This is a genomic window from Streptomyces sp. NBC_00459, from assembly GCF_036013955.1.
GTDB lineage: Bacteria > Actinomycetota > Actinomycetes > Streptomycetales > Streptomycetaceae > Streptomyces.
Genome location: NZ_CP107903.1, coordinates 5,160,908 through 5,179,848, shown reverse-complemented (window position 1 = coordinate 5,179,848; position 18,941 = coordinate 5,160,908). Strand labels below are relative to the sequence as shown.

19 protein-coding genes and 3 tRNA genes are annotated in these 18,941 nt (G+C 69.5%); 11 read left to right on the top strand and 11 right to left on the bottom strand.

Annotated features, from left to right (window positions below; genetic code table 11):
• Positions 1–70: 70 nt before the first annotated feature.
• The 3 genes from OHN74_RS22765 to OHN74_RS22755 are packed head-to-tail and all read right to left on the bottom strand — an operon-like array spanning position 71 to position 1,965.
• Complete coding sequence (locus tag OHN74_RS22765) at positions 71–889, bottom strand: maleylpyruvate isomerase family mycothiol-dependent enzyme (RefSeq protein WP_327696396.1); 819 nt, start codon at positions 887–889, stop codon at positions 71–73.
• 6 nt (positions 890–895) lie between these two features.
• Positions 896–1,111 carry a DUF397 domain-containing protein gene (locus tag OHN74_RS22760; RefSeq protein ID WP_327696395.1) on the bottom strand — a complete coding sequence of 72 codons (216 nt, stop codon included), beginning with the start codon at positions 1,109–1,111 and terminating at the stop codon, positions 896–898.
• On the bottom strand, positions 1,108–1,965 hold the full coding sequence (locus tag OHN74_RS22755; RefSeq protein ID WP_327696394.1) for a helix-turn-helix domain-containing protein: 858 nt from the start codon (positions 1,963–1,965) through the stop codon (positions 1,108–1,110). Before OHN74_RS22755 ends, OHN74_RS22760 begins: the two co-directional genes overlap by 4 nt.
• Before the next feature lie 245 nt (positions 1,966–2,210).
• Here OHN74_RS22755 and OHN74_RS22750 point away from each other — a divergent pair, with 245 nt between their 5' ends.
• The 3 genes from OHN74_RS22750 to OHN74_RS22740 all read left to right on the top strand — a co-directional run bounded on the left by OHN74_RS22750 (position 2,211) and on the right by OHN74_RS22740 (position 3,372).
• A complete protein-coding gene (locus tag OHN74_RS22750) occupies positions 2,211–2,444 on the top strand; it encodes a hypothetical protein (RefSeq protein ID WP_327696393.1) in 234 nt (77 codons plus the stop codon).
• Positions 2,441–2,710 (top strand): hypothetical protein, encoded by a 270-nt coding sequence (locus OHN74_RS22745; RefSeq protein WP_327696392.1) that lies wholly within the window; start codon positions 2,441–2,443, stop codon positions 2,708–2,710. The genes OHN74_RS22750 and OHN74_RS22745 overlap by 4 nt, the downstream gene beginning before the upstream one ends.
• A gap of 77 nt (positions 2,711–2,787) precedes the next feature.
• The gene (locus tag OHN74_RS22740; RefSeq protein ID WP_327696391.1) at positions 2,788–3,372 is read left to right on the top strand and encodes a Uma2 family endonuclease; all 585 of its coding nucleotides are present in this window, start codon (positions 2,788–2,790) and stop codon (positions 3,370–3,372) included.
• Between the two features lie 465 nt (positions 3,373–3,837).
• On the opposite strand, the gene OHN74_RS22735 is transcribed toward OHN74_RS22740, so the two are convergent.
• From OHN74_RS22735 to purS, 5 genes are all read right to left on the bottom strand, one after another.
• On the bottom strand, positions 3,838–5,004 hold the full coding sequence (locus tag OHN74_RS22735; RefSeq protein WP_327696389.1) for a DUF6183 family protein: 1,167 nt from the start codon (positions 5,002–5,004) through the stop codon (positions 3,838–3,840).
• Between the two features lie 138 nt (positions 5,005–5,142).
• Positions 5,143–5,787 (bottom strand): polymorphic toxin-type HINT domain-containing protein, encoded by a 645-nt coding sequence (locus OHN74_RS22730; protein ID WP_327696388.1) that lies wholly within the window; start codon positions 5,785–5,787, stop codon positions 5,143–5,145.
• 20 nt (positions 5,788–5,807) lie between these two features.
• Positions 5,808–8,066, bottom strand: a complete 2,259-nt coding sequence (gene purL, locus OHN74_RS22725; protein ID WP_327696387.1) for a phosphoribosylformylglycinamidine synthase subunit PurL — start codon at positions 8,064–8,066, stop codon at positions 5,808–5,810.
• Positions 8,063–8,743 carry a phosphoribosylformylglycinamidine synthase subunit PurQ gene (gene purQ / locus OHN74_RS22720; protein ID WP_327696386.1) on the bottom strand — a complete coding sequence of 227 codons (681 nt, stop codon included), beginning with the start codon at positions 8,741–8,743 and terminating at the stop codon, positions 8,063–8,065. Before purQ ends, purL begins: the two co-directional genes overlap by 4 nt.
• Positions 8,740–9,003 (bottom strand): phosphoribosylformylglycinamidine synthase subunit PurS, encoded by a 264-nt coding sequence (gene purS, locus OHN74_RS22715; protein ID WP_006377276.1) that lies wholly within the window; start codon positions 9,001–9,003, stop codon positions 8,740–8,742. Before purS ends, purQ begins: the two co-directional genes overlap by 4 nt.
• 360 nt (positions 9,004–9,363) lie before the next feature.
• On the opposite strand from purS, the gene OHN74_RS22710 reads away from it, so the two are divergent.
• The 8 genes from OHN74_RS22710 (at position 9,364) to OHN74_RS22675 (ending at position 13,988) form a co-directional block, all read left to right on the top strand.
• Complete coding sequence (locus tag OHN74_RS22710) at positions 9,364–9,681, top strand: histone-like nucleoid-structuring protein Lsr2 (protein ID WP_189150852.1); 318 nt, start codon at positions 9,364–9,366, stop codon at positions 9,679–9,681.
• Between the two features lie 130 nt (positions 9,682–9,811).
• Positions 9,812–9,883: transfer RNA gene (locus OHN74_RS22705), tRNA-Gly, on the top strand.
• A gap of 80 nt (positions 9,884–9,963) precedes the next feature.
• A tRNA-Gly gene (locus OHN74_RS22700) sits at positions 9,964–10,039 on the top strand.
• Between the two features lie 144 nt (positions 10,040–10,183).
• On the top strand, positions 10,184–11,164 hold the full coding sequence (locus OHN74_RS22695; protein WP_327696384.1) for an ABC transporter ATP-binding protein: 981 nt from the start codon (positions 10,184–10,186) through the stop codon (positions 11,162–11,164).
• Between the two features lie 5 nt (positions 11,165–11,169).
• Positions 11,170–11,958: an ABC transporter permease gene (locus tag OHN74_RS22690; RefSeq protein WP_327700236.1), complete on the top strand. Its 789-nt coding sequence runs from the start codon at positions 11,170–11,172 to the stop codon at positions 11,956–11,958.
• Positions 11,959–11,977: 19 nt separating this feature from the next.
• Positions 11,978–13,261, top strand: coding sequence for a sensor histidine kinase (locus tag OHN74_RS22685; protein ID WP_327696383.1), 1,284 nt, complete (start codon positions 11,978–11,980; stop codon positions 13,259–13,261).
• Entirely contained in the window at positions 13,258–13,869 is a 612-nt protein-coding gene (locus tag OHN74_RS22680) for a response regulator transcription factor (protein WP_327696382.1), read from the top strand. The genes OHN74_RS22685 and OHN74_RS22680 overlap by 4 nt, the downstream gene beginning before the upstream one ends.
• Before the next feature lie 43 nt (positions 13,870–13,912).
• Positions 13,913–13,988, top strand: a tRNA-Gly gene (locus tag OHN74_RS22675).
• A gap of 67 nt (positions 13,989–14,055) precedes the next feature.
• On the opposite strand, the gene OHN74_RS22670 is transcribed toward OHN74_RS22675, so the two are convergent.
• The 3 genes from OHN74_RS22670 to OHN74_RS22660 all read right to left on the bottom strand — a co-directional run bounded on the left by OHN74_RS22670 (position 14,056) and on the right by OHN74_RS22660 (position 18,714).
• Positions 14,056–14,967, bottom strand: a complete 912-nt coding sequence (locus tag OHN74_RS22670) for a phosphoribosylaminoimidazolesuccinocarboxamide synthase (RefSeq protein ID WP_327696381.1) — start codon at positions 14,965–14,967, stop codon at positions 14,056–14,058.
• A gap of 97 nt (positions 14,968–15,064) precedes the next feature.
• Positions 15,065–16,603 carry a N,N-dimethylformamidase beta subunit family domain-containing protein gene (locus OHN74_RS22665; RefSeq protein ID WP_327696380.1) on the bottom strand — a complete coding sequence of 513 codons (1,539 nt, stop codon included), beginning with the start codon at positions 16,601–16,603 and terminating at the stop codon, positions 15,065–15,067.
• 254 nt (positions 16,604–16,857) lie between these two features.
• Positions 16,858–18,714 (bottom strand): hypothetical protein, encoded by a 1,857-nt coding sequence (locus OHN74_RS22660; protein ID WP_327700235.1) that lies wholly within the window; start codon positions 18,712–18,714, stop codon positions 16,858–16,860.
• Between the last annotated feature and the right edge of the window lie 227 nt (positions 18,715–18,941).

Sequence of the window (18,941 nt, the reverse complement as noted above, 5' to 3'; positions counted from 1 at the left end):
GGCGGGTGGGCGGTTCCCGTCCGGCCATCACTTGTGCCTTCGCTGTGCTGTCGTCGTACGGAGGCTGCCGTCAGGCCATGAGGGGCAGCAGCTCTGAGAGGTCGGCGCGTTCGCCGCTTGCGCTGACCTGGGCCTTGTCGAGGGCGTCGGACCACTGGACCCGGCCGGTGGCCAGGCGGATCCAGGTCAGCGGGTCGGTCTCGACCACGTTGGGCGGGGTGCCACGGGTGTGCCTCGGCCCCTCGACGCACTGCACGACCGCGTACGGCGGGATGCGGACCTCCGTCGAGCCGCCGGGGGCCTTGGCGGCGAGGGTGTCGGCGAGGAGGCGGGTGCAGGTCGCCAGCGCTTGGCGGTCGTAGGGGATGTCGAGGCCCGGGACGGCGGCGTTCAGGTCGTCGGTGTGGACGACCAGTTCGACGGTACGGGTGACCAGGTAGTCGGCGAGCGTCATGCCGCCGGTGCGGGTGCCGAGCCGGCGGGTGCCGGGGGCCGTGGCCAGGCGTTGGGTGAGGCGCTGCTCGGTCAGGGCGTAGAGGGCGTTGAGGGAATCGGGGTCGGGGTGGGCGGCGGCCAGTTCGCGGGTGCCCCCGGCGATGTCGGCGGCACGGGCAGCGGTGGCGAACGGCCAGTCGAGAAGGGCGAGTTCGGCTTTCTCCGGCTCGTCCCGGTCGAGGTTGCGGCTGACGGTCTCCACGGCCATGGTGACGTGCGCGGCCAGGTCCCGGACCGTCCAGTCCCCGAGGCGGGTGGGGAGGGCGAGTTGGTCGGGGGTGAGGGTGACGATGGCGGTGCGGATGTTGGCGTACTGGGTGAGGACCGCGGTGCGGGTCTTGGTGGGGTCGTAGGTGCGGGTGCGGGGCTTTGGCTTTTTGGCGGCCGGGGGCATGGGGGATCAGCTCCGGAGGTGGTCGATCAGGGCGGTGAAGGCTTGTGGGGGGAGGAGGAGGGCGGGGCCTTGGGGATTCTTGGAGTCGCGGACAGCTATATGGGCGCGGGTGGGGGTGAGGTGGGCGACTTCTACGCAGGTGCCGCCCGTCTGGTCGCTGTACGAGGACTTGAACCAGGCACCTTTGTCGGCCAGTTCGTGGGCATTGCGATGTGTGCTCATGGCTGTTCCAACTCTCGTGCCGCTTGCTTCAGGAATTCGTGTGTCTGCCTGGGCCCGCCGGCTTCCGCCCGCATGGCGTCGAACCGGCGCCGGTAGGCCCAGATCTCCGTGTCCTTGTCCGTGACGTTCACCGAGCTGAAGCCGTCGACACTCACGACGACGGGCAGCGGTGACTCGAAGTCCATGAGGGTGAAGTTCTGGTTGCACCGGTAGACGGGCTGACCCATCGGCAGGATCTGCACGGTGACATGATCCAACGCGGCCAGTTCCGCCAGGTGCTCGTACTGCTCCCGCATCACCTCCGGGCCGCCGTAGACGCGTCGCAGGACAGCCTCGTCGAGGATCGCGTGGACCTCGACCGGGCGTTCGCTACGCGTGATGGCCTCCTTGCGCCTCATCCGGATCTCGATGTTCCGCTCGACGAACTCGGTGTTCCGTTCGTCGACCGGCTTGGCGCTCTCGAACATGGCTCGGGCGTACGCCGCGGTCTGGAACAGCCCGAACATGACGTCCGGCTGATAGACCCTGAGGATCTTGGCGTCTCCCTCAAGCCCCACGCTGACGTTGAAGCCGGAGGGCATGAAGGTGCGGTACGGCGACCACCACCCCCGGTTCAGCGAGTTCTTATGGACGTCCAGCAGGAACTCCACATCGTCCGGGTCCGTGACGCCGTACCGATCCAGTAGTTCCTTGAGGTCCTGCACCTTGGGAAGGCCGGTCAGCCCCTTCTCCACACGGTGCAGCGTCGACTCGGAGACGCTGGTCCCCGTGACCGCCTGAGCCCTCGTCAGCCCACGGCCGCCGTCCCCCTCCACCTGTTCACGCAGGCGTCGCAACTCCTGGCCAAGTTGCATGCGCCGGATCGTCGGCCCTGTCTTCGCTGCCACCGTGTCCGTTCCCTTCGCGACCAGGCATGCCAATCGTACGTAGCTGCCTGCCAGTTGACTCCTCGTGCCGGGCAAATCACTGCCGGTGTCCGGAGTATCGCAGTGCATGTCCGCCCACCGCAGGCACTTCCCGTTCTTCAGGCATATACCACTTCATGTGGGATTCCCTCGTTCGATTGCATCGCTCCTGGCGCGGAGGAACCGTTGTCCCCATGACCACTCCTCCGGCCACCAGCCCCTTCCTCGTCGGCGACCGAGTCCGCGGCACCACCTACGTCCCGCCCGAATCCCGCAAGCGCGAGGCGCCCGAACCCTTCGAGGGGGTCGTCGTGCAGGTCGGCTCCGGTTACCCCAAGGTCGACGCCGAGGGTGACTTCCTCTGGGTGCGGCTCGCCGACTGCACCGAGCGTCAGGCGCTCACGACCGACACGGAGCCGAACCCGTGACCGGCGTCGAGATGGACCCCCGCTGCGACATCTGCCATGTCGGCCGCGCCCCGTTCCTGCGCTACGGCACTCTGGAGAACACCGGCCGCATGTGCTCGGAGTGCCTGCACCGGACCCGCCTGTGCGCCATCTGCCAACAGCCCAGCAACACCCCGCTGGTCGCGCTGCCCACGGTCGACCAGGGGACGGGGCCGGGGCGGACTTCGTACGCGTGCGGGGCCTGCGTGGGCCGGAAAGCCGTGGGACCAGGGGCTGGTCACTCGTGAGTGTGATCGACAGCGAGATCCGACCCGTACCGCCGGACCTCGGACAACACTGGCCTTCGCCTGGAAGGGGGTGCAACATGACGGTTATGGCCGAGCGCACGTTTCAGATGTCGGTGGAGGAGTTCGAAACAATCGCCTCCGCCGCTCCCGAGACCGTCACGTTGGAGTTCATCAACGGACGGATCGGGGTCAAGAAGGTGACAGACGGAGATCACAACACCATCGTGACCTGGCTGACCAAGCGCTGTATGCAGTTCAGGCCAGACCTGGACCTGTACACAGGCCAGGGGCTCCGGGTGGAGACCTACCGGGAGGGCAGGGCGAAGCCGGATGCGGTGATCACGCCCGAAGCCCACTTCGCGGGGTACGGCGAATGGGCCGACCCGAGCGGAGTGCTCATGGCCGTCGAGGTCACCTCGTACGACTCGGACACCGACCGACGGGACCGCCACGAGAAGCCGGCCGCGTACGGCCAGTCCGGTATCCCGCTGTACCTCCTGATCGACCGGGACTCCTGCACCCTCACGGTGCACAGCTCCCCGGACCGGAAGGTCGGCGGCTACCGCGACATTCGTACGGCGAAGTTCGGCGAGAAGGTACTCCTGCCCGACCCGATCGGCATCGAGCTCGACACGGAGATCCTCAAGAACTACGTGCGCTGAACGAAAGAGGTCCCGCCCGAACCCGGACGGGACCTCAGCCTCGTACGGAGTCGGTGATCCCGTACAGGCACCGTCGGCACCGAGAGCGACGGACGGCGGCGCGGCACCATGCCGGTGGCGCGCCCCGTCTTCAGGTCTGGGCTACGGATACAGCTTCCCAGTGCCTGCCGACCATCCAGGCCCCTCCGGTCTGGTTGTTGAAGAAGGACAGGACGGTCATCTCCACACCCGGTTCCAGCCGCACCCGGTCCTTCCCCACCCGCTCGGCGCCCTCGTTGTACCGAAGCAGGCCCGCGATCTCCCGCTCATGCGTTCTCTCCCTTGGGAGTGGCCGGAACCGTCGTTCCTGCAGACACCCTCAGGGTCCCTGCCATCCCTCGACCGGCACCAGGCATTTCGGGCATGGCCGAATGCCACTGGTCACCCGGTGCGCCAGTGGTTGGCGCCGCGTCAGAACTGCTGGAATCAGTCCGTATCCGTGGCCGTGAGGACGGCGATCTCCCGCTCGCCCGGTCGCAAGGTGGCCACGGCGAGGTCCCAGGCGACTTGGTGGAACCAGTCCGATGAGGGGTCGGCGACGAACCAGTGGGCCTGTTCGACCAGTGTGGCCGTGTCGTCGATCGGCGCGTCCGACGGGGCGCCGACCAGGCCGCCGAGGGAGCGCCAGACGGCGAGCCGCCCGTACGCGCCGAACATGCCGTGGCCGTAGGCGGGGCTGCGCACCGCGGCGGTGAGCAGGACCCGCAGCACCCGGTCGGAGGTGGCCGGGTGCAGCCTGGCCCCGGGCTCGCCCGTCGACCATGCGGGGAGCGGCAGCCGCTCGAAGACGGCGGCGAAGTCGTCCGGCGGGACCGGGGAGGCGGACCGGAACTCCCGCGCCGCGACCATGCCGTTGGACTCGTCGAGCCAGTGCCGCACCGCGGCGGTCATGGCCTCGGCCGCTTCCGGGGCGGTCATGGCCACCGGGCCGACCGCGACACCGCGCTCGCGCATCTCCGGCGAGACACGGAGTTCGGGTTGGTCGCTCTGCTGCGCCACCGTGGCCGGGGGCAGGGCCCATGTCCAGTCGTCCGGAGCGTCCGCCGGCCTCAGCAGCGCACGTCGCTCCGCCGGCAGCAGGTGCAGGGGCAGGGGCGCGAGCGGATGCCCCTCCGTCACGAGCGCTTCGCCGAAGGACCGCAGAAGGGGGTACTCCAGGATCGCGACGCCTACCAGTACCAGTTCTTGCAGCAGACATGCCTTGAACTCGTCCGACGCGGCGATGCCGGGCTGTTCGCCGTAGACGACGGGGACGATGTCCTCGGGACGATGCCCCAGGGCCACCAGTTGGGCCAGGCGGCGCTCGGCCCTGGTCCGTGCCGGTTCTCCGGCCCGAAGACTGAACGGCAGATCCAGCAGGGCGCGCAAGCTCCGGTGTCCGGCCGTGGTGGCGAGGGTCGTCTGCAACCGGTCCAGCAGGAAGGCGTGCTCGGACGGGTCCTCGCCCTCACCGGCGGCCCGCCGGGTCAGCTCCGCGCCGAGCAGTGTCACCCACTCGAAGTCGCCGGAGGAAATCCGCTGCGGGATCTCGTCAGCGAGCGCGGATGCCGCTGAGAAGCCGCCGTCCAGCAGTTCTCTGATCCGTTGGGTCATATCGCTGTGCATGGTGGAATCACTTTGCCTTACGTTCGTCAGAACGGGACCAGGCCGGCACCGTGCGGCGCCGGCCTGGTCCCTTGCTTCTGGTTCTGCTACGACACTTCCCGTTCCGCTACGACACGGCGCGGGCCGCTACGGCCCGGCCACCGGATAGGCGCTCAGAATCTCCTTGGTCTGCGGATTGACCGCGATCTGCAGATACCTCTCCCCCCTGGTTCCGATGTCCCTGCCCATGGGGAAGACGAACTTGAAGGCGTCCGCGGGGTCCTTGATCGCCTTGCTCTGCTTGGCCCACGCCTCGTCGATCAGGGCGAGAACCTTGGCGGGATCTTTCTCGATGAACACCGTGTGCGTCAGCCTGGTGGGGTCGGGCACCGTGTGGGCGAGCACATGGTCGATCTTGTTGCCGAACTTCCGGTCGAGACCGTAGATCAGCCCGCCGGGCGACTGGACCCTGCCGGCGCCCAGGTCCACGAAACCGATCGGGCAGAACGAGTTGTGCACGAGAACCGGCGTGGCCCCCACCAGCACGTAGTAGGTGTGGATGTCGGCAACGCTGAGGTTGTAGGCGGAGTGGAGCCGCTGGTAGCGGTGGACGTCCACGACGGTGACGGTCTCTCCGCCGCTGGTGCGCAGTGTCTGGCCGGGCTGGAGATCGCCGGCGTCGATCCATCGGTGGGCGCTGGGCGACCAGAACGGGTGGTGCTGGGTGGCGGTGGGTCGGCCTCCTGGAAACCGGAAGAGGTCCCGCCCGGAACCGGACGGGACCTCAACCACGTACAGACCAACCAGGCCGACTACGCCAACAGCGCCGGAATCGTCCCCTCGTGCGCCTCGCGCAGTTCGGCCAGCGTCAGGGTGAACTCGCCCTGAAGCTCGATGGAGTCGCCGTCGACGACGCCGATCCTCGTCACCGGCAGCCCCCGCGCCCCGCACATGTCGTTGAAGCGGAGCTCCTCCGAGCGCGGGACCGCGACCACCGCGCGGCCCGCCGACTCCGAGAACAGGAGGGTGAAGGCGTCGAGCCCGTCCGGTACGACCAGACGCGCGCCCTTCCCGCCCAGCAGCGCCGACTCGACGACCGCCTGGATCAGACCGCCGTCGGACAGGTCGTGCGCGGAGTCGATCATGCCGTCACGGGACGCGGAGATCAGGATCTCGGCCAGGAGCCGCTCGCGCTCCAGGTCGACCTTGGGCGGCAGGCCACCCAGGTGGTCGTGCACGACCTGCGACCACGCCGAGCCGCTGAGCTCCTCGCGCGTGTCCCCGAGGAGGTACAGCAGCTGCCCCTCCTCCTGGAACGCGACCGGGGTGCGACGCGCCACGTCGTCGATGACGCCCAGGACCGCCACGACCGGCGTCGGGTGGATGGCGACGTCGCCCGTCTGGTTGTAGAGCGAGACGTTGCCGCCGGTCACCGGGGTGCCCAACTGCTGGCAGGCGTCCGCGAGTCCGCGTACCGCCTCCGCGAACTGCCACATCACCGCCGGGTCTTCGGGCGAACCGAAGTTCAGGCAGTCGGAGACGGCGAGCGGCTTCGCGCCCGTCGTCGCCACGTTCCGGTAGGCCTCCGACAGCGCCAACTGCGCGCCCGCGTACGGGTCGAGCTTGGCGAAGCGGCCGTTGCCGTCCGTCGCGATGGCGACGCCGAGGCCGGTCGTCTCGTCGATGCGGATCATCCCGGAGTCCTCGGGCTGGGCCAACACCGTGTTGCCCTGCACGAAGTGGTCGTACTGGGAGGTGATCCAGGACTTGGAGGCCTGGTTGGGGGAGGAGACGAGTTGGAGCACCTGTGCCTTCAGGTCCTCCGAAGTCGTCGGGCGCGCAAGCTTGTTGGCGTCGTCCGCCTGGAGGGCGTCCTGCCAGTCGGGGCGCGCGTAGGGGCGCTCGTAGACCGGACCGTCGTGCGCCACCGTACGCGGGTCGACGTCGACGATCTTGCCGCCGTGCCAGAAGATCTCCAGGCGGTCGCCGTCGGTGACCTCACCGATCACCGTGGCGATGACATCCCACTTGTCGCAGATGGCCAGGAACCGGTCGACCTTCTCCGGCTCGACCACCGCGCACATGCGCTCCTGCGACTCGCTCATGAGGATTTCCTCGGGAGAGAGCGTGGAGTCGCGGAGGGGTACGTCGTCCAGCGTCACGCGCATGCCGCCCGAGCCGTTCGACGCCAGCTCGGACGTGGCGCAGGAAAGGCCCGCCGCGCCCAGGTCCTGGATGCCGACGACCAGCTTCTCCTTGAACGCCTCCAGGGTGCACTCGATGAGCAGCTTCTCCTGGAAGGGGTCACCGACCTGCACGGCAGGGCGCTTCGACGGCTTCGCGTCGTCGAAGGTCTCCGAGGCGAGGATCGAGGCTCCGCCGATGCCGTCGCCGCCCGTACGAGCCCCGTACAGGATGACCTTGTTGCCCGTGCCCGACGCCTTCGCCAGGTGGATGTCCTCGTGCCGCATCACACCGATCGCACCGGCGTTGACCAGCGGGTTCCCCTGGTAGCAGGCGTCGAAGACGACCTCGCCGCCGATGTTGGGGAGACCGAGACAGTTGCCGTAGCCACCGATGCCCGCCACCACGCCCGGGAGGACGCGCTTGGTGTCGGGGTGGTCCGCCGCACCGAAGCGGAGCGGGTCCACGACCGCCACCGGGCGGGCGCCCATCGCGATGATGTCGCGCACGATGCCGCCGACGCCCGTGGCCGCGCCCTGGTAGGGCTCGACGTAGGACGGGTGGTTGTGCGACTCGACCTTGAAGGTGACCGCGTAGCCCTGGCCGACGTCGACCACGCCCGCGTTCTCACCGATGCCCACGAGCAGCGCGTCGGACTGCGGTGCCTTCTCTCCGAACTGGCGGAGGTGAACCTTGGAGGACTTGTAGGAGCAGTGCTCGGACCACATGACCGAGTACATGGCCAGCTCGGCACCGGTCGGACGGCGGCCGAGGATCTCGACGACCTTCTCGTACTCGTCCTTCTTCAGGCCGAGTTCGGCCCAGGGCAGCTCGACGTCGGGGGTCTCGGCCGCGTGCTCGACCGTGTCCAGAGGCGTCCGGCTCATGCGTTGACCAGCTTCTTGAGGATCGAGGTGAAGAAGGGGAGGCCGTCCGTGCGGCCACTGCCGATCAGCGGCTCCACGGCGTGCTCCGGGTGCGGCATGAGGCCTACGACGTTCCCGGCGGCGTTGGTGATGCCCGCGATGTCCCGGAGGGATCCGTTCGGGTTGAAGTCGACGTACCGGAACACAACCCGGCCCTCCGCCTCCAGCTCGTCGAGCGTGCGCTCGTCGGCGACGTACCGGCCGTCCATGTTCTTCAGCGGGATGTGGATCTCCTGGCCGGCGTCGTAGTCGACGGTCCAGGCCGTGTCCGCGTTCTCCACCCGCAGCTTCTGGTCGCGGCAGATGAAGTGCAGGTGGTTGTTGCCGAGCATCGCGCCCGGGAGGAGGTGCGCCTCGGTGAGAATCTGGAAGCCGTTGCAGATGCCGAGGACCGGCATGCCCGACTTCGCCTGCTCGATGACCGACTCCATCACCGGCGAGAAACGCGAGATGGCACCCGCGCGCAGATAGTCGCCGTACGAGAATCCGCCGGGCAGAACAACCGCGTCGACCTGCCCCAGGTCCTTGTCCTTGTGCCAGAGGGCTACCGGCTCGGCACCCGCGAGGCGGATCGCGCGCTGCGTGTCCCGGTCGTCCAGGGAACCCGGAAAGGTGACGACTCCAATACGAGCAGTCACTTCTCTTCCCCCACCATCTCCTCCACCTTCACGGTGAAGTCCTCGATCACGGTGTTGGCGAGGAAGGATTCCGCAAGATCATGGATGCGGGCGAGCGCGGCGTCGTCCACCGGTCCGTCAACTTCCAGTTCGAATCGCTTTCCCTGACGTACGTCGGAGACACCCTCGAAACCGAGACGCGGCAGTGCACGCTGCACCGCCTGGCCCTGGGGGTCGAGGATCTCCGGCTTGAGCATGACGTCGACTACGACGCGTGCCACTGGCACTCCCGGTGTGTGGTGCTGAGCAGGTCGCTTCAGACTACCCGTACAAAATTTCTACGCGGGTAGATTCGTAGGAATCTACGGAAACCCTGGAGAGCGGCATCACGATCCGGTATCGGAGCGGCGCCATCCCGAAAAATTCTGGGAAAGATCCGGGTTCACATCCAGGATGTCTATTGCGGGGGAGACACGCGGACAGATTTAGTCGGGCTTCCCATTGCAATGCCGGGCACTGTACAAAGGAAAAGGCATTAGCCGATACTTTGCCCAATAACAGTCGGACAACCGAGATCTCCCGACACCTCCCGACGTCTTCGCACGTCGCAGCCGAGGTGTCGCACGAAGGGACCGATATTCGTGGCTCAGCGTGTCGTGGTCACACTCTCAGACGACATCGACGGCTCGGAAGCGGCGGAAACGATCGCCTTCGGACTCGACGGCAAGTCGTACGAGATCGACCTGAATCAAACCAATGCCAAGAAACTGCGTAAGGCCCTGGAGCCGTACGTGGAGGCCGGCCGCAAGCGGTCGCGCTCCGGCAAGGCGTACAAGCAGACGGAGGTCGCCCCCGACCCCTCCGCGGTGCGGGCCTGGGCCCTCGCCAACAAGTTCGACGTACCGACCCGGGGACGCATCCCCAAGAAGGTGTACGAGGCCTTCACCGCCGCCCAGTAGCGGCTGAGCAGTACCCCCGCCGCGCCCCAGGAGCCCCTCGGCGCAACCGACTTGCGTTGCCCCCCTGCTGATCAGCTAGAGTTCGGAGCACGCCGAGGGGCGAGGCCGAAAGGCCCGGCTCACGGAGCTTGCGGGTGTAGTTCAGTAGTAGAACATCCCCCTTCCAGGGGGAAGGCGCAGTGTGCAATTCCTGTCACCCGCTCTGCATCGCCGGTCTGACCACTCTTGTGGATCAGGTAGGCTGGTGCTCGCGCCAGTCGGTGAAAGCCGACTGGAGGCAATGCGGACGTAGCTCAGTTGGTAGAGCGCAACCTTGCCAAGGTTGAGGTCGCCAGTTCGAACCTGGTCGTCCGCTCCAGATCAAGACCCCGGTCCATTGGACCGGGGTCTTCTTCGTGTTCGCCTATCACTGGTTCACCTGCTGCGGGCATCTGACATTTGTCATGTGGGGTGATGACACCGCGCACTGCCTTCGCCTTCTCCCCGCCGGGATGCTGAAGGCATGGAAACCAACGAACACGAACACGTGATTGAGGTCACTGACCTGCGGCGTGTGTACGGGGGCGGGTTCGAGGCGGTACGCGGGGTGTCCTTCACCGTGGGCCGCGGGGAGGTCTTCGCCCTGCTGGGCACGAACGGCGCCGGCAAGACGTCGACCGTCGAACTGCTGGAGGGGCTGGCGCCGCCGGCCGGGGGGCGTGTGCGGGTGCTCGGCCATGATCCGTACATCGAGCGGGCCCTCGTACGGCCGCGTACCGGCGTGATGCTCCAGGAGGGCGGCTTCCCGTCCGAGCTGACCGTCGGCGAGACCGCGCGGATGTGGGCCGGGTGCACGAGCGGAGCGCGGCCCGAGGCGGAGGCGCTCGCGCTCGTCGGACTGGAGCGGCGGACCGACGTACGCGTGAAGCAGTTGTCCGGGGGTGAACGGCGGCGCCTCGACCTCGCGCTCGCGCTCCTCGGCAACCCCGAGGTGCTGTTCCTCGACGAGCCGACGACCGGCCTCGACGCCGAAGGACGCCGGGCCACCTGGGAGTTGGTACGGGAGCTGCGCGCCGGCGGTACGACCGTGCTGCTCACCACGCACTACCTGGAGGAGGCCGAGGATCTCGCCGACCGGCTCGCCATCCTCCACGAGGGGCGCATCGCCGCCGCCGGCACACCTGCCGAGGTGACCGCCTCGCAGCCGTCCCGGATCTCCTTCGAGCTGCCCTCCGGGTACTTCGTGGGCGATCTGCCGCCGCTCGGCCCGCTCGGCGTGAGCGGGTACGAGGAGGAGGGGCGGACCGTACGGCTGCGGACCCATGAACTCCAGCGCGCGGCAACGCGGTTGCTGGTGTGGGCCGAGGAGGCCGGGGTCACGCTGCGAGGGCTGGACGTGCGGTCGGCCTCGTTGGAGGAGGCGTTTCTGCGGATCGCGCGGGAGGCGTCGACGGGCGTGGAGGGTGTGGAGAGTTCCGCTGCCGCTGAGGAGCGTGTCGCATGAGTCGTATGAGTGCGGTTGCCGGTGTCGGTCGTACGACCCCCGCCGGGCGGATGCGGGCCCTGGCCCGGGCCGAGTCGACGTTGTTCCTGCGCAACAAGGGCACGCTCGTCGCCGCCCTGTTCGTGCCGCTGGTGCTGCCGTTCAGTGTGCGGACCGCCATGTCGGACGCGGACCTGAAAGAGGCCGGGCTCAACATCGGGACACTCATCCTGCCCGCCTCCGTCGGCTTCTCGCTGCTCTTCGCCGTGTACGCGGCCCTCGTCGGCGTCTTCGTCGCCCGGCGCGAGGAACTCGTGCTCAAGCGGCTGCGTACCGGTGAGCTGCGTGACGTCGAGATACTCACCGGGTCGGCGCTCCCGGCGGTCGTGACAGGCTTCGTACAGTGTCTGCTGCTGGCCCTCGGCTGTACCGTCCTGCTCGATCTCGACGCGCCGCCGGACCCCCAACTCGCCCTTATAGGGCTGCTGTTGGGCCTACTGACGGCCGTGGCGCTGGCAGCTCTCACCGCCAGCTTCACCCGGACCACCGAGAGCGCGCAGGTCACCTCGCTGCCGCTGATGCTGCTCTCGTTCATCGGCTCCGGGATCACCGTCCCGCTGGAGTTTCTGCCCGACCGGCTCGCCTCGTTCTGCGAACTGCTCCCGCTGACGCCCGCGATCACCCTCGTACGCGGCGCCTGGACCGGTGACCTGTCGGCGTACGAGGCCCTGGGCGCCGTACTGACCGGCCTGGCCTGGACCGTCCTGTCGGTGTTTGCTGTACGACGGTGGTTCCGCTGGGAACCGCGGCGGTAGGGGACGGGGGATCAGCAGAATGCGCAGGCCCGGGAGCTGGTGGGGGCGGAAGAGCACGCCGGCGAAGGTGGAGACGTACACGCGCTGGTCGTTCCATCTGTTCCCCTTCGTCGAGGCGACCGCGATCGGACTGCCCATCCTCGGGCAGGCGGGGGCACGGCTCGCGCCCTGGCTGTTCCTTCTGGTGTGCGCGCACTCCGTGCTCTGCGCGGTGACCGCGTCCCGGGCGCTGGACTGGGTCCGCGGGACCCGGGAACAGCCGTTGCGGCTGCTGGCCGTACTCGGCGCCATCACTGCGGGGACCGGGGTCGTGGCTCTCGTCCTGGTCACGCACGGGCCGGGCGGCGAGGACATGGAGACCGCCGCCGGCAGCCTGTTCGCCGGGGTGATCTCCTTCGGCGTCGGCACCCTCACCCTCGGCATGCGCAGCAGGCTGCGGATGCTGTGGCTGGTGGCCGGGCTGGCCGCGGGCACGGTCGCCGTCGGCCTCCCACTGGGCCTCCCGGTGGGAACGGCCCTCGGCACGGGGCTGGCCGTCCTGGTCGGCGCCGGATTCATCGCACTCACCTACTCCTTCTCCGTCTGGCTGCTCAAGGCCGTGTACGAACTCGACGAGGCCCGCGAGACCCGGACCCGGCTCGCCGTCGCCGAGGAGCGGCTGCGGTTCGGGCGCGATCTGCACGACGTGATGGGACGGAACCTGGCGGTCATCGCCCTCAAGAGCGAACTGGCCGTGCAGCTCGCCCGACGCGAACGGCCCGAGGCCGTCGACCAGATGATCGAGGTGCAGCGCATCGCACGCGAGTCCCAGCGGGAGGTACGGGATGTCGTACGGGGATACCGCGAGGCCGACCTGGGTGCGGAACTCCTCGGCGCGCAAGGGGTGTTGGCCGCTGCGGGCATCTCGTGCGAGGTGACCGGGGAAGCGGTCGGACTACCGGGCGAGGTGCAGTCGGCGCTCGGTTGGGTGGTGCGGGAGGCGACGACCAACGTGCTGCGGCACGGGGATGCCGGGTGGTGCGGAGTGGGCGTGCGGGTTGGTGACGGGCGGGTGGTACTGACTGTGGAGAACGACGGGGTCGTAGGCGGCAGGCAATCCGGTGAGGGCTCCGAACCGGGGGCGGGGTCCGGGCTGGTCGGGCTGCGGGAGCGGTTGTCCGCCGTCGACGGACGGCTGGAGGCGGGGATCGTGGGCGCGGGCGAGGACCGGTTCCGGGTGGTCGCCACCGTGCCCCTGCCCACGGGCTCAGGGTCGGCGTCGGGGTCTGATGCAGGGGTCGTTGTGAGCGGGGTCACTTCATGAGCGGGGTACGGCTGCTGCTCGCCGACGACGAGCACCTCATCCGGGGCGCGCTGGCCGCGCTGCTCGGCCTGGAGGACGATCTCGTGGTCGTCGCCGAGGCCGCCACCGGACCCGAGGCGCTGGCCATGGCCCGGGCGCACCGGCCCGACGTGGCGGTGCTCGATCTTGAGATGCCGGGCGCGGACGGTGTGAAGGTCGCCACATCTCTGCGGGCCGAACTGCCCGAGTGCCGGGTGCTGATCGTGACCAGTCACGGCCGCCCGGGGCATCTGAAGCGGGCACTTGCGGCGGGTGTGCGGGGGTTCGTCCCCAAGACCGTCAGCGCTCAGCGGCTCGCCGAGATCATCCGTACCGTGCACGCCGGAAACCGTTACGTCGACCCCGAGTTGGCCGCCGACGCGATCTCCGCCGGGGACTCGCCGCTGACCGCGCGCGAGGCCGAGGTGCTCGAACTCGCCGCCGACGGTGCGCCGGTCGCGGAGATCGCGGAACGGGCCGCGCTGTCGCAGGGGACCGTACGGAACTATCTGTCGTCGGCGGTCTCGAAACTCGGGGCCGAGAACCGGCATGCGGCGGTACGGCTCGCACGGCTTCGGGGTTGGGTATAGTTGCTCTCGCGCCACGGCACGTACAACACGTACGGGACGCGATGCGGACGTAGCTCAGTTGGTAGAGCGCAACCTTGCCAAGGTTGAGGTCGCCAGTTCGAACCTGGTCGTCCGCTCCAGATCAAGACCCCGGTCCATTGGACCGGGGTCTTCTTCGTGTGCCGACACCGGGCGCCGTGCTGGGCGCTATGTCCAGCTCAGGCCCGTCAGGCGCTCGTACGCCTCGATGTACTTCGCGCGGGTCGCGTCGGTGACGTGCTGCGGGAGCGGCGGCGGGGGCTGCTCGCCGGCACGGACCCAGCCGGACTCCGACGACGTGAGCCAGTCCCGTACGAACTGCTTGTCGAACGAGGGCTGCGCATGACCCGGCTCCCACTGGTCGGCCGGCCAGAAGCGGGACGAGTCCGGGGTGAGGACCTCGTCGGCCAGGATCAGCTTCTCGCCGTTCTCGGTGGTCTCGTACCCGAACTCGAACTTCGTGTCCGCCAGGATGATGCCCCGGTCGCGGGCGATGTCACGGGCGCGGGAGTAGACGGCGAGGGTCGCCTGGCGGAGCTGGGCGGCGGACTCGGCGCCGACCTGGCGGGCGACCTCCTCGTACGACACGTTCTCGTCGTGCTCACCGACCGCCGCCTTCGTGGCCGGGGTGAAGATCGGGGCGGGGAGTTCCGAGCCGTCGGTGAGGCCCTCGGGGAGCGCCAGGCCGCAGACCGTACGGGACGCGTTGTACTCGGTGAGGCCGGAGCCGGTGAGGTAGCCGCGGGCCACGCACTCCACCGGCATCATGCGCAGGGACTTGCAGATCAGGGTGCGGCCCGCCCAGTCGGCGGGGGCGCCCGGCGGGAGTTCGGTGCTCAGGACGTGGTTGGGGGCCAGGTCGGCGAGCTGGTCGAACCACCAGAGCGAGAGCTGGGTGAGGACGCGGCCCTTGTCGGGGATCTCCGTCTGCAGCACCCAGTCGAAGGCGGACATGCGGTCGCTGGCGACCATCACGAGGTCGCCCGCCTCGTTCTGGTACAGGTCGCGCACCTTGCCGGTGTGCAGATGCACCAGACCCGGAACCTGAAGGGGCTCGGGCTTTTCTACGAATCCGGACACGGTTCCTCCCCGTGGTGATGACCAAGTGGCTCGATTCTCCCGTATGCGGAGCACTCGTTTTCGCCGGGGGCAGGGGGAGGGCAGCGAGAAGGGCCACTCAGTCCCGTTTGCAGATGCGGTCCAGGAGGTTCGCGGTCGCCCGCTGGACCCGGGCGTCCACATGGCCTGGGCGGTCCAGGGACGGGGACCACGCGAACGTTCCGGACGCGAAGACCAAGGCGCCGGACGGGGAGCGGTAGAGGGAGGTCTCCTGGTGGCGGAGGGCGCCCTCACTGTCGGCGTACGGAGAGTGGGCGAGGAGGATGCGGTCGTCGTGCTCGGGAAGCTGGGTGCGCGGGAAGTAGCGGTCGGCCTCGCCGGCCACCATGCCGGCGATCTCGTCGCCGTCGTGTGCGCCGGTCGCCTCCCACATCCAGTGGTCGGCGTTGCGGACGACCAGGGGGGTGGGCTCAGGAACCCGGCCCGCGTACTGGATGCCGATCAACTGCTGCTCGGGGCGGTCGACTTCGCGCCACAGGGCCGGTTTCCCGGGGCCGCGGCGCTTTCGGCAGGTGAGGAGGCGGTCCGGGACGCCTGAGGGCGACGGGGCCAGCTCCACCTGCCAGTACATGGTGTTGGCGGAGAGGAAGACGAGGGACGTGCCGTTCTCGCGGGCGAGTTCGGTGGTGCGGCGCATCGGCGTGGACCAGTACTCGTCGTGGCCCGGGAAGACCAGACCCCGGTAGCGGGTGGGGTCGATACGGCCGGCGTGCAGATCGCGGGCGTCGGCGTAGGCGAGGTCGTAGCCGTAGCGCTCGGCGAAGCGGATGAAGTCGTAGGCGTGGCCCACGTGGAGGGGGAGACCGGCGCCGGCGTACGGGCGGTCGAAGGAGACGGTGGTCGCGGCGTCGGCCTCGCCGAGGAGCCGGCCCTGCTCGTCCCACGCGTGGTAGAGGCTCGCGCCCGTACGGCCGTCCTCCGGGTAGAGGTTGTACGCCTGCCAGGTGATGTCCGGCAGGAGGAGCAGCAGGTCCGCCGGGTGGTTGTCGCGGACCGTGAAGGGGATGTGGGAGCGATAGCCGTCGACGGTGGTGAGGACGGCGACGTACGCCCCGACGTTCCAGTACGACGGGATCTGCAGCCGCCAGGAGAGCCACCAGTGGTGGCAGGAGACGGTCCTGTCGGCGGCGAGCGGCGGGGGCTGGACGATGCCGGAGAGGCGGGGGCTGGTGGTGATCTTCGCCGCGCCGTCGCCGCCGTAGTGGCCGATGCGGTAGATGTCCACGGCGAACTCCTGCGGCGGATCGACCGTGATGTGGAAGTCGATGGATTCGCCGGGGGAGGCGGGGCCGGTGGAGACGAACCCCTTGATCTGACGGTGCACGTCGTCGGCGGCGCGGGGGCCGCCGGTGGTGGAGCGTGCGGTGCGGGAGGTGCGGGGGGCGGGGATTCCGGTGTCCCTCGGGCGCGTGGTGGAGCTGGGTCCGGCGGTGGAGGGCGGGTCTAAGGGGTCCACGTACCAGGGGACGACGTGGCCGGTGTCGTCGAAGTAGGTCTCGCTGCCTCGGAGCCAGGGGACCGGCCCCAGACCGAAGGGGTCCGTGACGGCGTGCGCGAGTGCTCCGGACTCCCAGCGGCGGATCGGCTGCGACCCCATCACTGATCCCCTCCCTGGCTCCCCCGTCGGCTGTCTTATGACCTGTGCGATTGCCATGTGCGCGATCGATCCCAGCACATCACATTACGCACGCACTCCGTCACCATTCGTCGCGAATTGGGCAGAAGCGGAAGGGAGGGTTCCGACCGGTTTTCCGCTGCTACGGCACTCAACGGAACTCGGCCACGAACGCCGGACGGCTGAAACACCCCGGCCCGAGCCGCAGGGAAAGGCGCCGCCGGGGAGTCCTCGCGTCACACGAGGCGCACGGGCTTCTCCGGGCGCACCCCGGTGGCGCGGAGCCATGCGTCCAGGGGGGCCGGGTCGCCCGTCTCTATGAGGGTCAGGACCTTCGAGCCCAGGTCTGCCGCTCGTTCGCCGTTGAGGAGGAGCGAGGGGCCGTCGAGCCAGTCCAGGCCGGGCATCGCACCCGCCGTGTCCATCGCCGCGCAGCACACCATCGCTGTCACGTGATCGGCGAGCAGTTCGCGACCCGTGCGCGGGGGCTGCAACGGGAACAGCGGCAGCGAGCCGTCGTCCCACAGTGCCGTGTCCGGGCCCTGGCCGGTCAGCCCCGCCGGGGCCTGCTGTCCGCCCACCGGCACCGCCGCCTCCTCGCGGGCGACCTCCGCACTGAGCCCGGCGGCAAGAGCCTCACCGCGCTCGCTTCCCACCCGCTCGTCGTCCCCGTCCCCGTCCACGTACTCGTCGTCGTAGTCGTAGTCGTCATTCGCCGTCTCCGCAGCCTCTGCCGTCTCCGCAGTCCCTGTCTCTTCCTCTGCCTCCGCCGTTGCGGAGGGCTGGGGCGTCGTCAGGTGGTTCATCACGCGGGACAGGGTGGGGGCGTCGGGGTTCTGGGGTGCGGCTGACGGGGTGCGGTGGCCTCCCCGCGCGTCCAGGGCGTCCAGGACCCGGTGCAGGCGTGCCGCGTCCATACGCCACTTGCGGTCGACCACCTCCTCCGGGTACTCCTGCCAGTCCACCGGCGCCCAGTCCGGGCCGGGCTCGGCCGGGCCCCCGTGGAAGAGGCGGGCGGCCAGCAGGGAGGCCGCCTCGTCGACCAGGCCGGGCTCTTCGAGGAGATCACAGGCCGGGCGTTCGCCCAGCCGGGACGTGAAGCCCTCGGCCAGCCGGTCGCGGCGGGACAGTTCCGTGAGCGCCGCGACCACGCCGGCGTCCAGCCGGGCCGGCCAGCGGCCCATCCGCCAGGCGGGGAGCGCGACCCGGGTCAGCAGCCGGTCCCAGCCCGCGTACGCCAGGCCGACCTGCTCCTGTGCGACGATCCGCAGCCCGTAGTCCACAGCCTGTGCGCGCTCGGCGGCGGCCACCGCGACCCCGCGCTCCATCTCGGCCGCGTGCACCCGGCAGCTGCGCAGCAGCAGCCTCGCCACCCAGCCGACGCCCGCCAGCGCGGCACGGGACACGGGATCGCGCCGGTGCGCGGCGGCCACGGCCACCGCCGCGTCGAGGCCCCGTACGAAGCGCCGTGCCGCCGCGATGTCCGGGTGCGACGACGGTCCGGTACCCGCGACGACCGGGGCGAGGACCGCGCGCAGCTCGGCGACCCGCATCCACCACAGGAACGGCGAGCCGATCACGAGGACGGGCGATGCCGTCGCCGCCGCACGCCGGCGCTGTCCCTGGAAGGCGGGGCGCAGGCCTCGTACGCCCGATATCTCGTCCCTGCCCTCCGGCGCGGGCGGGGCGTTGGCGGGATGGGTTCGGTCCTCCAGCCAGCTGTCGCAGTCCGGGGTGAGCGCTATCGCGGAGGGGGCGGGGACGCCCAGCCGGTCGGCCAGGTCGCGCACGAGGTGGTAGAGGTCCAGGGCCGATTCCTCGGCGATCGGGACCGTGGGGCTCATGGCGGGGCGGGCACGGGCTACGACCAGGGCGATGGCGGCCGCGGCGAGCAGTACGACGACTGCGGCGACGCTCGTGATCCAGCGGGCGAGGTGCCAGCCGGCGCCCACGAGATGGTCGGTGGAGCCGCCGGCCAGCAGCACGACGGCGACGGCCGCGGGCAGCAGGGCGACGGCCAGGGCCCTGCTGCGAATGCGCAGCACGGCGAGGGCCCGCGAGCGCGCGACCTGCGCGCCCGCCTCCACACCCATACCGGTCACGACCGGATGTCACCCCCTACCTTTTCCGCTCTCACCCTGACGTTGCTCACTCCCCCACTGTGGCACCCGGCACTGACATCGCAATGCCGGTGGGCCAAGTGCCGGAACGCTTGCGCCGCACCATAGTTGGGGGCCCGGTCCTCGTCAGCCGGATGGGGGATCGGTCACCCGATGGAATGGCTTTGGGGAGAGGTGGCTGACACACGGCGACGACGAAG

Excerpts from the sequence above, each read along its gene's own strand:
- OHN74_RS22765 (WP_327696396.1), bottom strand. The coding sequence starts at position 889 with ATGCCCCCGGCCGCCAAAAAGCCAAAGCCCCGCACCCGCACCTACGAC.
- OHN74_RS22760 (WP_327696395.1), bottom strand. The coding sequence starts at position 1,111 with ATGAGCACACATCGCAATGCCCACGAACTGGCCGACAAAGGTGCCTGG.
- OHN74_RS22755 (WP_327696394.1), bottom strand. The coding sequence starts at position 1,965 with ATGCAACTTGGCCAGGAGTTGCGACGCCTGCGTGAACAGGTGGAGGGG.
- OHN74_RS22750 (WP_327696393.1), top strand. The coding sequence starts at position 2,211 with ATGACCACTCCTCCGGCCACCAGCCCCTTCCTCGTCGGCGACCGAGTC.
- OHN74_RS22740 (WP_327696391.1), top strand. The coding sequence starts at position 2,788 with ATGACGGTTATGGCCGAGCGCACGTTTCAGATGTCGGTGGAGGAGTTC.
- OHN74_RS22735 (WP_327696389.1), bottom strand. The coding sequence starts at position 5,004 with ATGACCCAACGGATCAGAGAACTGCTGGACGGCGGCTTCTCAGCGGCA.
- purL (WP_327696387.1), bottom strand. The coding sequence starts at position 8,066 with ATGAGCCGGACGCCTCTGGACACGGTCGAGCACGCGGCCGAGACCCCC.
- OHN74_RS22695 (WP_327696384.1), top strand. The coding sequence starts at position 10,184 with ATGGAAACCAACGAACACGAACACGTGATTGAGGTCACTGACCTGCGG.
- OHN74_RS22690 (WP_327700236.1), top strand. The coding sequence starts at position 11,170 with ATGAGTGCGGTTGCCGGTGTCGGTCGTACGACCCCCGCCGGGCGGATG.
- OHN74_RS22685 (WP_327696383.1), top strand. The coding sequence starts at position 11,978 with ATGCGCAGGCCCGGGAGCTGGTGGGGGCGGAAGAGCACGCCGGCGAAG.
- OHN74_RS22680 (WP_327696382.1), top strand. The coding sequence starts at position 13,258 with ATGAGCGGGGTACGGCTGCTGCTCGCCGACGACGAGCACCTCATCCGG.
- OHN74_RS22665 (WP_327696380.1), bottom strand. The coding sequence starts at position 16,603 with ATGGGGTCGCAGCCGATCCGCCGCTGGGAGTCCGGAGCACTCGCGCAC.
- OHN74_RS22660 (WP_327700235.1), bottom strand. The coding sequence starts at position 18,714 with ATGGGTGTGGAGGCGGGCGCGCAGGTCGCGCGCTCGCGGGCCCTCGCC.